Annotated in this window: 16 protein-coding genes; 2 read left to right on the forward strand and 14 right to left on the reverse strand. The window is 37.1% G+C overall.

The annotated features are described in order from the left end of the window. Nucleotides 1–12: 12 nt before the first annotated feature. The 9 genes from BMY66_RS03385 to BMY66_RS03425 form a co-directional block, all read right to left on the reverse strand. Nucleotides 13–1,485 (reverse strand): Sau3AI family type II restriction endonuclease, encoded by a 1,473-nt coding sequence (locus tag BMY66_RS03385; protein ID WP_090394118.1) that lies wholly within the window; start codon nucleotides 1,483–1,485, stop codon nucleotides 13–15. A gap of 13 nt (nucleotides 1,486–1,498) precedes the next feature. Beyond that, nucleotides 1,499–2,185, reverse strand: coding sequence for a hypothetical protein (locus BMY66_RS03390; protein ID WP_090394119.1), 687 nt, complete (start codon nucleotides 2,183–2,185; stop codon nucleotides 1,499–1,501). 20 nt (nucleotides 2,186–2,205) lie between these two features. After that, complete coding sequence (locus tag BMY66_RS03395; RefSeq protein WP_242942669.1) at nucleotides 2,206–3,147, reverse strand: DMT family transporter; 942 nt, start codon at nucleotides 3,145–3,147, stop codon at nucleotides 2,206–2,208. 94 nt (nucleotides 3,148–3,241) lie between these two features. Further along, the gene (locus BMY66_RS03400) at nucleotides 3,242–3,562 is read right to left on the reverse strand and encodes a nucleotide pyrophosphohydrolase (RefSeq protein WP_033153853.1); all 321 of its coding nucleotides are present in this window, start codon (nucleotides 3,560–3,562) and stop codon (nucleotides 3,242–3,244) included. 129 nt (nucleotides 3,563–3,691) lie between these two features. Further along, complete coding sequence (locus BMY66_RS03405; protein ID WP_044933835.1) at nucleotides 3,692–4,276, reverse strand: 50S ribosomal protein L25; 585 nt, start codon at nucleotides 4,274–4,276, stop codon at nucleotides 3,692–3,694. A 220-nt stretch (nucleotides 4,277–4,496) separates the two neighbouring features. After that, on the reverse strand, nucleotides 4,497–5,789 hold the full coding sequence (locus tag BMY66_RS03410; protein WP_090394120.1) for a hypothetical protein: 1,293 nt from the start codon (nucleotides 5,787–5,789) through the stop codon (nucleotides 4,497–4,499). 6 nt (nucleotides 5,790–5,795) lie between these two features. Beyond that, nucleotides 5,796–6,389 carry an ATP-binding cassette domain-containing protein gene (locus tag BMY66_RS03415; RefSeq protein WP_090394121.1) on the reverse strand — a complete coding sequence of 198 codons (594 nt, stop codon included), beginning with the start codon at nucleotides 6,387–6,389 and terminating at the stop codon, nucleotides 5,796–5,798. An 84-nt stretch (nucleotides 6,390–6,473) separates the two neighbouring features. Next, nucleotides 6,474–6,791, reverse strand: coding sequence for a thioredoxin (gene trxA, locus BMY66_RS03420; protein ID WP_090394122.1), 318 nt, complete (start codon nucleotides 6,789–6,791; stop codon nucleotides 6,474–6,476). A gap of 116 nt (nucleotides 6,792–6,907) precedes the next feature. Then, nucleotides 6,908–7,402, reverse strand: coding sequence for a helix-turn-helix domain-containing protein (locus BMY66_RS03425; protein ID WP_090394123.1), 495 nt, complete (start codon nucleotides 7,400–7,402; stop codon nucleotides 6,908–6,910). A gap of 165 nt (nucleotides 7,403–7,567) precedes the next feature. Here BMY66_RS03425 and BMY66_RS03430 point away from each other — a divergent pair, with 165 nt between their 5' ends. Then, nucleotides 7,568–7,765 carry a PspC domain-containing protein gene (locus BMY66_RS03430; RefSeq protein WP_090394124.1) on the forward strand — a complete coding sequence of 66 codons (198 nt, stop codon included), beginning with the start codon at nucleotides 7,568–7,570 and terminating at the stop codon, nucleotides 7,763–7,765. Nucleotides 7,766–7,781: 16 nt separating this feature from the next. Continuing rightward, nucleotides 7,782–7,997, forward strand: a complete 216-nt coding sequence (locus tag BMY66_RS03435) for a hypothetical protein (protein WP_083380679.1) — start codon at nucleotides 7,782–7,784, stop codon at nucleotides 7,995–7,997. Nucleotides 7,998–8,052: 55 nt separating this feature from the next. On the opposite strand, the gene BMY66_RS03440 is transcribed toward BMY66_RS03435, so the two are convergent. The 5 genes from BMY66_RS03440 to BMY66_RS03460 all read right to left on the reverse strand — a co-directional run bounded on the left by BMY66_RS03440 (nucleotide 8,053) and on the right by BMY66_RS03460 (nucleotide 12,503). Continuing rightward, nucleotides 8,053–8,862 carry a beta-keto acid cleavage family enzyme gene (locus tag BMY66_RS03440; RefSeq protein WP_090394125.1) on the reverse strand — a complete coding sequence of 270 codons (810 nt, stop codon included), beginning with the start codon at nucleotides 8,860–8,862 and terminating at the stop codon, nucleotides 8,053–8,055. A 13-nt stretch (nucleotides 8,863–8,875) separates the two neighbouring features. Beyond that, on the reverse strand, nucleotides 8,876–9,571 hold the full coding sequence (locus BMY66_RS03445; protein ID WP_090394126.1) for a FadR/GntR family transcriptional regulator: 696 nt from the start codon (nucleotides 9,569–9,571) through the stop codon (nucleotides 8,876–8,878). Between the two features lie 43 nt (nucleotides 9,572–9,614). Continuing rightward, nucleotides 9,615–10,892 (reverse strand): TRAP transporter large permease, encoded by a 1,278-nt coding sequence (locus BMY66_RS03450; RefSeq protein ID WP_090394127.1) that lies wholly within the window; start codon nucleotides 10,890–10,892, stop codon nucleotides 9,615–9,617. A 2-nt stretch (nucleotides 10,893–10,894) separates the two neighbouring features. Next, complete coding sequence (locus tag BMY66_RS03455; protein ID WP_090394128.1) at nucleotides 10,895–11,383, reverse strand: TRAP transporter small permease; 489 nt, start codon at nucleotides 11,381–11,383, stop codon at nucleotides 10,895–10,897. Nucleotides 11,384–11,444: 61 nt separating this feature from the next. After that, on the reverse strand, nucleotides 11,445–12,503 hold the full coding sequence (locus tag BMY66_RS03460; RefSeq protein WP_090394129.1) for a DctP family TRAP transporter solute-binding subunit: 1,059 nt from the start codon (nucleotides 12,501–12,503) through the stop codon (nucleotides 11,445–11,447). Between the last annotated feature and the right edge of the window lie 15 nt (nucleotides 12,504–12,518).

The following is a 12,518-nucleotide window of genomic DNA, read 5'->3' on the forward strand; positions in this document are numbered from 1 at the left end:
TCAAGCATAACTTTATTCATCCCCTAATAATTTTCTGAGCTGTTTAAGCAAATATGTATTATTTATCCAGAAACTTTGTGTGGTCATGTACTCTCCATTAGGCAATACATTTGCATCACGTTCAACGTTTCCATATTCCTCTCCATTATTAAATCTGTATGCAGCCTTAGTAGCATGAGGTCTCACATGAATAATCTCTGTCTCACTCTTGTTTGGTAGATTGTTTGAAAAACTTATCTTACCTTTAGAATCCTCGTGCTTAGTAAACTCTACTCCATATGAAATAACGTGCTTGTAGCGTTCCCACTCATCGCGCACAACTACATTCAAGTCATGATATGGCATGTTCCAAAGCATGCAACCTTTAACTCTGTAAACATCTCCGTCTTTCTTCCAAACAAAGAAAAACAGACGTGTCTCATCAAAGTAATCATGCAAAGTAGAATCTTCATATTCCTCTTGTACCAAGTCCATAAACTTGAATGGAGGGAATGACATGTTTTCAACGATTTTATTGTTCTCTTCTACTCTAATGGTTTTTACTTTGATATTAGCTTTTTCAAATTCTTCGGCGTGCTCATCTCTTATTCCTAAGATTTTCCATGCCAAGTCATTCCACTGAGCTTTATTATTGTTGTACTCTCTTCCGAATTTCTCACATAATTCTTTATCTGACATTCCTACGTATTTACGAACTATATCAGTGATGATTTCTTCAAAAGATTTCTCTCTCAAAAGGGATGCATCTTTGAGAATTGAATTATCAGAAATTGTTCCCGCAATATAGTGATTAAGAACATATGTCATATAAGAATTCTTAAAACAAAATGCTCTCTTTCTAGCAGGAGTCTTATCTCCATAATATTGAGGCACAGTACTCTTTTCAGCTGTTGCGCCCTTTGTACAGGCACCAAGATACATTGTATCTCCTTCTGAAAGCTCGTGAGCACGCCCTTGCTGAATCAAATCTACAATATAGTTGTAATCACGCTTAATGATTTCTATATCAGCTTCTGGAGGTGTAAATAGCCTCACATACTTAATAGGATAAAACAGATTACTCTCTAGTAATTTATTTCTCCAATAGTAGATTAATAGAATCAGGCGCATCTTTTCCCATGCATGAGATTTGTAAAAGTCTGACTCAATAGGGCCATCATAATTAATCATTGTGAGAACTAATCTCTCACCTGCGCGAAGTTCTCCTTTTTTTGTAATCTCAAAAGGTGATGTTTTCAATTCAACACCAGCTTCAGGGAAATCTGCCTCTTGATTAGAATTTGCCTTATACCCAAAATAAACTTCCTCAAGCAGATTACCTAATCCACCTTTACGGAATTTATTTGCGTATGCCTGAACAGACGCCTTATCCTCTGTGTTCTTTGTTTCAAGAACCTCCATGAAGGTTGAATCTTCTAATCGCTTCGCATATTCTTCTATACTTTCTGGGCTAGCTGGGTCATAGCCTAGTTTTTCGTCGTACATATAAAACCCCTAACTATATTCTGGCATATCCATCTTCCGAAATAAGATAGATAGCCGATGCTATTTGCTTTAATAACCTCTTTTGTATTACTGCATTCACTGGCTTTTCGGCTAAAAAACCAGAGTATACCATTCTTATATCATCATCCAAAGTCTCTTCTGCTCTAGCATTACCGTTATCTATTCTGCTTCTCATTTCATTTGCATAAGACTTTAATCTACTTACAGGAAAACCATGCTTAGCGACCTCTGCCAAAAGCTTCTTTTTCTCAACAAGCATAGCTTCAATAATGGTAAAATCACTCTCTTTGATTTCACTAATATTTTTTCTTAACCAGTTGTCCCCATCTTTCTGACATTTAACATTTGGCCATATCAGCATGTAATATTCTGTCAGCAGAGAATCGTTTATGAACCATCCATCCACTAACCTATTCTTCTGAATAGAATCAATCTCGAATGCAAAAGTTGGAATCATGGCGTTGCTATAATAGAAAGATGCTTTTTCGTCTATTAAAAGTGTTCTGCCATCAACGTTAATTTTTACATCTATACCTTGTAACTGGCTTTCTTTATCAACAAGCCTTTCATAATCTATTAAGTCACCATTCTTATCATGTAACTTAGAATAAAAATTATGATCCATGAAATTTCCAAGCATTTTTTCAGCTTGCATATCGGCTTTTCTAAATGATTCCATTTTTCACCCCAAATACATTATTAAGACTTCATCTTCCCACTATTAACAATATAAATACCCGCACTTACAAGTGCCAGCGCCACCAATGATTTCCATGAAATGTTTCCCCACTCTCTCAGGAAAATAGCTGATAGCAACGCGCCAAAGATTGGATTCGTAAATCCGTATACTGTGACTGTAGAAACTGGATTGTACTTCAGCAAAAGTCCCCACACTGAGTAGGCAACTGATGAAACCAATGCTAGGTATACTATCAAAAGTATTCCCTGTCCTGATGATTGGTGAAGTCTGCCTCCGCCTGCCAGGCCAACTAAAATCATCACTATACCACCGATGATAAACTGATAGCCGCTAAGTGTTACCGGGTTCTCGTGCTGAGAATACTCCTTTATAAGCACCGAAGAAATTGCATAGGATACAGATGCAATAAGGATGAATCCCTCACCATTAAAAGCGATGCCAGTTCCGATGCTACCGCTGCTCAAACTTACAAGGATTACTCCGATTGCTCCAAGAATGCATCCTGTCAATTTGCTGACTGTCATGTGCTCCTGCTTTTTCACCAAGCATGCCAGCAGGATTGCAAAAAATGTGCTCATTCCATTAATGATTGATGCGTTAACTCCTGAAGCATGTGCCAGGCCTATATAAAAGAAAAAGTACTGCAGTATCGTTTGGAAAATGCTAAGAGTGCATATCATTTTCCATGAGCTTGCCTTTGGTACTAATACCTTCTTCTGTGAAATACTTCCAAAGATTACCGCCAACACTCCTGCAAGCGAAAATCTAATTCCTGCAAATAAAATCTGTGACATTGAATCTGCTGCATCCACTCCGAAAATACGATACCCGATTTTGATGCTAGGGAATGCGCTGCCCCACAGCAAGCAACAGACTATAGCTAAAGCACAAACAACATATTTATTACTAAGTGATACTTTATTTTTCTTGATTGATTCCAATTAACAATTTCTCTCTTTAATCATTATTTCTTTTCAAATACTCTTCCCCAGCTTATGTTAAAAAGATGACTGCACAAAAAGTGCAGCCTTATTCTTATAATTCCGTATATTTCTTATTGCTTCCCCTAGACTTCTCCACAGGATACTTTGCCTCGTTCTTATCCATCTTCGCATTTACGATTTCATCCTCGTCAAGGCCAAGCTTATCAAGCATGTTTCTGCAATACACGATTACATCTGCAAGCTCTTCCTTCACATGGTTGATGTCGTAATCATCGTCGCTCCACTGGAAGCATTCAAGCAATTCATTTGCCTCGATGGAAATAGACTTTGCCAAGTTTGCTGGTGAATGGAACTGGTCCCAATCACGATCTATTGTCATTTTTCTTATACGATCTATAGTTTCCTGTGTCATAACATATCCCTTTTCTTGTGTTTTCTAACAATGCTAGTATAGCACAGTGGTACTTTTATGGCACTTTATTTTCTTATCCATCCCTACAAAAAAGGAGCCTCCAACGGAGACTCCCTAAAATCATATCTTTTATGAAGCTGCCTGCTCAGAATCCTCATCCTCAGCATCAGCAACCTGGTTCTTTGAAGCAATAACCTCAACAACTACCTGGTCAGCGTTTGTGGTTACATCAACTTTCTTGTTCTTTGAAATAGCAAGATCTGCAACAGTTACTGTATCACCAAGTCTCAGTGAGCTGCAGTCTATTTCAATCTTCTCAACTACATCTTCGGCCTTTGCTTTGTAAGCTACCTCTGATACTAGCTGCTCTAAAACACCTTCTGTAACAGCTTCCTTGTTTTCAAGAACAACTTCTGCTGTTGCGTGGATAACCTCGCCTTTAACAAGCTCCTGGAAATCCATCTCTACAATCTGATGCTTAGCTGCATCATAGTGTAGTTCTTTAAGTAACACATTGTACTTCTTTCCTTCCAAATCCAAAGTCATCTGAGTGTGTCCGCTCTTTCTAAGAGCCTCAGCTTCTTTAACCTCGAACTGGAGTGGGATTGATTGTTCGATATCCTTACCGAACAGGTTACCTGTAACGTAGCCTTCTCTTCTCAACCTCTTTGCCTTCTTTTCCATGTCACGTCTTTGTACTCTGTAAGTATCCATTTGTCTCTTCCTCCTAAAATACAAATATTTGAGCAGGGAAATTTGCGGAATGTCGATATTCAATTGGCGTTTCGTTTGTTTCTCGTGTTCGACTCTGTTATAGTCCTCTTTTATTTAATAGTCAAGTGTTACTTGTTACTTCTCCTTTTACATCCTTTAAATAGCATCTTATTTGACGCACGTCAAATAAGATGCTATTTTTATCCATCCTTTATTAAATTTAGTCGTACTCTTCCTCCAAATGTCTAAACTCTGTGCCAAATACACTTTCGTAAACCAATATGGTTACCGCATCGCCCTCTTCGTATTGGCTGTATGTATTTGACCAGACCTTATACTCTTCGTATAGTCCATCATCATCTATAACTTGAAATATGTAGGTGGTGCCTCCTCTTCTACTACTATAACTGTGTTTGCTACGTAATTCTGCAGTAATTACTGTTGGCTCTCTGCAAAGCATAATAGAACCACAGTACACAATCTGCCCTGAAAGCATCAATATCACAAACAGAATTAAAAGCTGCCTTACCATATTTATCCTGATTGGCATCGTATTTCTTCCATAAAAAATATTTTTTATGATTGACATTACTAGCCAAAAAGCAAACGTAAAAACTAAAATAGCTACATTCATATAGCCCAATTCGTATATATGATAATTATTACAAGCGTAACGAGCACGCATATACAATAATACGATTCCAATTATCGGTGTAGCCAAGAAGAAATCTGGATTGAACCAAAACTTTCTTTTGCAATTGACTTTGTCCGGAAACTCGTCGTTCCATTGAAACAACATAGCATCTTGCCAGAAAATGATTCTTGCAGCCACCCATATAAAGGCCACCATACACACTTTCCACAATAGATTTGTAGGAACAATCTCCCCACCTTGAATAAAAAAGAAATATATCAAAGCTGCTATATTAAACAAATAGCGTGAAATCATAACATAGTATCTAGCAATCAATGAAGGTGGTTTAAAATACATTTTTTCTCGTTTTTCCTGCTTTTCCTCCTTCTTTGAAGCACTCTTATTCACCGGTCTCTTGTTACATCTTTTTTGCAAATACTCAATTAGTTCATGTTTATTGGACGTTAAATCTGCAGTTGAGCACGACCAGCACTCTCCTTGATAATAGATTTCAAGGGCTTTCGCATTTTTTACCTTGCTATCTTTCTTTAAAGAAAAATACTCTATCAAATTAGAATCACCATCAGCTGTTTTTGTAAATATTTGCTTAATAGTGATGTAACTTCCTTCTATGATTATCCGGTCATATAAAGCAGAAGCAGCTCCATATGTAAACAATAATATAACTCCTAAAAATATTAAAAAACCGATTATATGCCATATATTGTCAGTAATGCAGTATACACGTCTTTCTTCCGAGGACAGCACATCTACTATACAAATTGCCGCAAAAGCATAAACTGCTAAAGAAAAAAATATATAAGTAAATCTATATTTCCAATTATATTTGATTTCTATTTTATCATCCGTCAAATTCATCTATTCCTACAAGCAAACCTTTCTAGCAAAATCCAGCCCCTCAGCATCTTCCTGGGCAATTATAAGCGGTCTGCTACCCTTTATATCTAGCAGATAATCTATGGTCTTCTGCTTGGTATCAGCATCCATTCCCTCAAATGGAGAATCCAGCACTATAAAATCTGCTGGCGTGAACAAAGCCTTTACCAGCTCCACCAACCTACGCTCTGGAACAGATAGTTCCGACACTGGGATGCACTGTCTGTCAGGCTCTATAAAGCGGGTCAGCTCCTCTATGGCTCTTCCTTTGCTGGCCCATCTGTGAGCCTTTTTTACATTCCAGATGGCATCCTTCTTCAGATTCAGCTGGCCATCCTGGGAAACATATGCACTTTGCAATGTAGGATACTTGTAATCTCCCATCCTACACACTTTTCCCTCATCCGGTTTCTCCATCCCCATAAAGATTTTGAGAGCTGTAGTCTTGCCTGACCCCTTAGGCCCAACAAATGCATAGCATCTGCCATCTTCTATTTCCACATTAAGATTCTCCAGAACCTTGTTACCATCATATGATTTGCTAATGTTTTCTAGTATGATTGTCATTTTGTTTAACCCCATCTCATTATTCTCGACCTAACTTACTAAATTTTACCACAAATCAGTATCAGTAACGAATGTCTATGTGATGTATTCATCAAACGATTAGAGGACCTTATTCAATTTTTCCTCAAGAGCAGCCTTTGGCATTGCGCCAAGGGCGCTGTCTACTAGCTTACCATCTTTGACGATTGCAAAAAATGGAATGCTTCTCACATTGAATTGACTAGCTAGTTCTGGCTGCTCATCTACATTGACCTTGCCAACTTTTGCTCTTCCATCATATTCTTCTGAAATCTTTTTCACTGCTGGCCCCATCATTTTGCATGGCATGCACCAGTTTGCGTAAAAGTCTATAAGAACAGGCTTGTCACTGTTTAATACTTCCGAATTAAAGTTATCTAATGTAAATACATATTCCATAATCGTACCTCACTATTCTAATCATCTTTCTTTTAATCAGCTGATAAGAACATTATATGTGGTACGGAAATTATATCAAGTACGCAAAAATAACTTACCTAGTCAGAAAAACCTGACTAATTAAGCTTATCTTTATTAATTTTTCCCTCGGAAATCATTTTTGATACCCAAAGCTTGAGCGATTCCACAGTCAAATCGATTTGCTCAAGTTGCTTTTGAATCGCAAGAAAATCATCAATTTCATCATCAGAGATTATACCGTCGGCAGTGATATCAATGAAACGCTCTTTCTGATTGTTGAGAGAATTCAACGCGGACAACATACCAAGTACAATCTCAGGCAGAGATGACATCTTCACCTCAGGGACTGTTTCCTGGCCGATTTTACACTGATGAGTGCAGTAATAGTTGCATAAATCCTGGCGCTTGTATGCGTTTGCCAAATCCACAACATCTTCCGGATAGATTGCAACCTTACCAGTTTCGATTTTTTCAAGACGACTTTCTGTCATCGAACCTATCAATTCGCTAGCCTGAACTCTTGTAAGTCCAGCTTCCTCACGAGCCTTGAAATATACACTTTTGTCTTCTCTAATTGATTTTCTTCCCATCAGTATCATCCTCCTATTTAAAATCATTATATCTATTTTGCTAAAAAAGAAAAATAGCATATATTGATTTGCCAAAATAGTGATATATTAGTAAGAAATATAAATGTAAAATCTAAGTAAGAAATCAAACAAACCACTTATTTATAGAAAGGGAAGGTACTTAATATGAACGGAAAAAGATTATACAAAAGCAACAATAAAAAGATTTGTGGCGTTTGCGCCGGAATCGCAGAATACTTTGATGTAGATCCAACACTTGTAAGATTGATTTGGGCAGCAGTTACACTTGCAGGTGGAAGCGGAATTATCATCTACATCGTTGCAGCTCTTGTAATGGATGATAATCCAGTAGACGTTGTATAACAAAGGAGGCATTGTTATGTCAGTTTTATTTGGAATTTTATTTTTCATGGTTTTTGGAAAGATGATTGGTTTAGCTTTTAGAGCTACATGGGGCATTTTTAAAATAATGCTTTATATTGTTTTCCTACCATTGTTTTTGTTAGCACTTGTATTTGGTGGATTGATGTATTTGGCTTTGCCAATACTAATCGCAGTAGGTGTGATTTCACTGATTGCAGGTGCAGTTGATTAACTACAAAATCTTTATTGAACTAAAAAAGGCACTGTAACCAGTGCCCTTTTTACTATCATATTTTAAACATTTCTCTTACTTCAGCTGGAGTCATAGGCTCCATACCTTTTTCTTTTACTAAATCTACTGCAGCTTTAACAATTTCTGCATTTGTCTTTGCCACTTTGTTCCATGACAAATGGTGTGAGTCTTCAAATCCAACTCTGAGAGAATGTGCACCATTATCCAGTGCATACCCCATCATATCCCAATCTTTTCTATGTGCTTGGGTATATCCCCAACGAACATCATCTTCATCAAATAATTCATATAGATATGATTTCATATGATGAAATGCTTCTTTTGTAGCAGGCATTTCGCCTCCGTGACCAAACACCAATGCAAAGCAAATAGGTTTTGTAAAATTAAACTTTTTATCTAACTCCTTAACCGTATTTACCATACCTAATTCAAACACCTCAATCTCCGGTCTTTTATTATTCTTGAGGATTTTATCAACGCAGTACTCCACATCGTTTATTGGGTTTTGGTAAACCGCTTCTCCCAGATTGACTGAGCCAACATTTAAACTTGTTGCCTCAACATATGAAGCATAACATGGTTGGCATCTTTCTTCTATGGTCAAATCTGACACTCCACCAGTGGAGATTTCTATCACAATGTCACAGGCTTCTTTAATGTATTCAACAGTCTCCTGCAAAAGTGACATATCAGGTGTGAGCCTTCCATGCTCATCTCTAACATGTAAATGAACCATCGATGCTCCCAACTTATAGCATTCTATTACATCATCTGCTATAGCTCTAGCATCATAACTAGTATCAGCCGCATCCACAGGTGCAACAGAAATCATAACTTTATTCATTTGATACCTCGCGTTATTTCCAGTATTTGTAATGATTCATAACTGTCTCTACTACCTTATCTGCCTCCTTCTTTTCAACTACCTCTAACATTTGACGGTGCAAACTTATAAATTCATCTGTTTGCCCATCAGATATTATTTTTTCAATCGTGGCTCTTCTTGAAGGGAGCGTAAGACGAGTTATATAATCGGTAATCGTTATTAATTGTGGATTGTTTGCCTTTTCTACTAGAATAGAATGAAATTTTCTGTCTAGTTCCAAAAGGGCATCGATATCAGGATTTTCCTCACAAAGCTCTGCCTCCATTTGTAACAATACTTTTCTCACATCATTGAATTTTTCGTCCTTATTGATTTCATTGATGATATATTGCAGAGTCCCTATATCAATTACGAACCTTAAATCCACAAAATCATGCCAACTATTCTTCTTAAGAATAATGCTATAAAGCATAGGGTCTAACATCTTGTGATTATAGTTTTCAGATACGAAAGTCCCATCTGCGCGCTTTATATATAATATTCCATTAGCCTCTAACTTTTTTATTGCCTCACGCACCGAATTTCTTCCTGCTCCGAAACGCTTACACAATTCAGGTTCAGTTGGAATTTTATCTCCAGGGTTGAGTCGTCCCTCTATAATGTCGGAAATAATACCATCCAAAACCATATCTACTACAGATACTTTATTGTTCTCATTCATCCCCATTAATTAATACTCCTATGCTTTTTTTTATAGTATACTTCTTTAGCTATTTCATCAGCAAGCCTGGCGCGGTTATTAACCATGGGCATGCAATGAAAAGAATTATGCATAATAGCGTTGCGAATAAAAATGGAGCCAGTTTAGGTAACACTTCTCCAACCTTTAGATTCATCAAATCGCATGCTACATATATACACATTCCAACAGGTGGTGTAACTAGACCAACTCCTATTACTACAGTAATTAACACACTCATTACTATTGGATCAATTCCTACATTTGTTGCAATTGGATATAGTATAGGCATAAACAATGTCAAAGTAGCAATTGACTCCATGAACATTGTAACAATGAAGAATATTAGAAGAATCATAATAAGGATGATAGTTGGATTTGTTGTAAATCCAAGCATCTTACCTGCAAGCCACTTATCAAATCCTGCAGTAGTAAGCATTACTGTATAAAGCTTTGCAGCTGCTATTACAATAAAGATTTTTCCACTAGTCTTTACTGTTTCTACCATTGCAAATTTTATATCTTCCCATTTAAGTTCTTTGTAAATAATTCCCCCTGCAAAAAGACCATATACAACTGCTATTACACCAGCCTCAGTTGGACTAACGATTCCAGTTATAATTGTTCCTACAATGATAATTGGCATTAATAAAGCTGGTAAACTTCCTATAAATCCCTTTCCTACTTCTTTAATCGAAAACTTTCCAGGTTCCTTTGGTACGCCCTCTTTTTTAGCAATAAAATATGACACTACCATCTGTGCAAGACCTAGAATAATTCCTGGTAAAATTCCTCCTAAGAACAACTTTCCCGTTGATATACCACAGATTCCCGCTATTACAACCATAGGAATTGAAGGAGGAATGATAATACCTATTGTTGAAGAAATTGCTGTTACAGATGTTGTAAATTTCTTTGAATATCCTTTTTTCACCATCTCAGGCATGAACATTCCAGAAACACCAGCTGTGTCTGCTACAGCAGATCCTGATATTCCTGCGAATATCATTGAAGACAATACATTTACATGTGCTAAACCTCCTGTAATATGACCAACTATTGAATAGCAGAAATCCATCAAACGTTTTGAAATACCACCCTTGCTCATGGTAAACCCAGCAAAGGTATATAGAGGAATAGCTAATAATGTAAAGCTGTTCATTCCCTCAAAGGCTCTCTGGGAGACTGTAACAATGTTACCTCCGCCCATAAAAAGTATGCCACCAATTGCTGATAAGCCAAGCGCCATTGCAATAGGCACACCCATAAATAACAAAACAAAAAATGATATTAACAGCCAAGCAATCATGCCTATTCTCCCCCCTTTTCATTATCTAGTATCACAATAATAATGTTTATCACTGAAGCCACCGCACATATTATTCCAGCAATTGGAAACATTATATATACCTGTCCCATTGTAAAAGAAGGCATTGTAGAAATAGCTTGTTTTGCTTTGGATGCTAGCATCCATCCGCTATATGCAATTGCTAAGTAGAATAATGTAATAAAAATTCCTCTGATAACCTTAACAACTTTTGTCGCCAGCTTATTATTTGCAACTAAGGAATCTAGCACTTCTACTTTTAAGTGTGTTCCTGTAACTGTAATTTGAGCACCAATTAAAAGCATTGCCCAAACATTTAGGTACTGGCTTGATTCCATATACCACTTGAATCCGCCAATCCCTGGTATATAACGTAAAACAACATTAACAAAAAGTATGATTATCATAGCAGCTGTCATTACCGAAGAAATGACAATTGATACCTTTTCCATCCACTCTTTCGCTTTTATCATGACATTACTCCTTTTATATAGGGCAGCTATTGCTGCCCTACATTTATACGTAATCTATTAATTATCTTGATGCCTTCCAAGACTCCAACTCTGTTAATAAATCACCGTATGTTGAAGCGTTGTCTGTAAGAACTGATTCTGTAGCTTCTGCGAATGGTTCGAGATCTGGATAATTAATCTTCATTCCTGCTGCTTCTAGTTCTGCTACCAAGTCTTCTGTCTGCTGTTTGTTTAACTCTCTATCATAATCTGCAGAAGATTTTGCCGCTGCCTCAACAATTTCCTGTTCCTCTGCTGATAATTTCTGCCATGTGCTTTCAGCAATTGTGAAGCACATACCTGAGTAAATATGATTTGTAACTGATAAATATTCCTGTACCTCGTACAAATTGTTATTGTAAATTACTGGAATAGGATTTTCCTGTGCATCATATGTACCCTGCTGTAATGCCTGATATAATTCAGCAAATGACAAAGGCTGAGGGTTAGCACCAAGGGCTGTCATTGTAGACATAATAACAGGATTCTCTGGTGTACGAATTAGTAATCCTTTCATATCATCTGGTGATTCGATAGGCCCCTTACTATTTGTAACACAACGGAAACCATTACAATAATGAGCCAGTACTCTCATGTTCTGATCTATAAGTCCAGCTTCTGCCTCTGCTTCTATGTCACTATCCATAAATGCCCAGGCTTCATCAAAATCTTCAAACTGGAATGGCAATGCTGAGATTCCCATCAATGGCTCATATGTTGCAAAGTTCGATGCATCAGTGATAATAACATCTACTGTACCTGAATCCAACGAAATTGAATTTATTAAATCTGCATCTCCACCAAGCTGTCCTGATGGATATAATTCAACTGTAACAGCTCCTCCTGTTTTTTCTTCAACTTCTTCCTTAAACTGAGTAGCCGCTTTAGCTCTAGGATCCTCCTCGTTTGTTGAGAATCCTAATTTAATTGTTACTTGTGGCATATCACCACTTGCTTCACTTTCGGATGTAGTTGTATCACTTGTTCCTGCTTCTGCAGTAGTGCTAGAATTTGAACCACAAGCCATTAAAGATAACCCCATTGTTGCAACAACTATTAAAGATAATAATTTTTTATGCATAACTTTTCTCCTTTA

The sequence above is a fragment of the Pseudobutyrivibrio sp. C4 genome (assembly GCF_900111635.1).
Lineage (GTDB): Bacteria > Bacillota > Clostridia > Lachnospirales > Lachnospiraceae > Pseudobutyrivibrio > Pseudobutyrivibrio ruminis.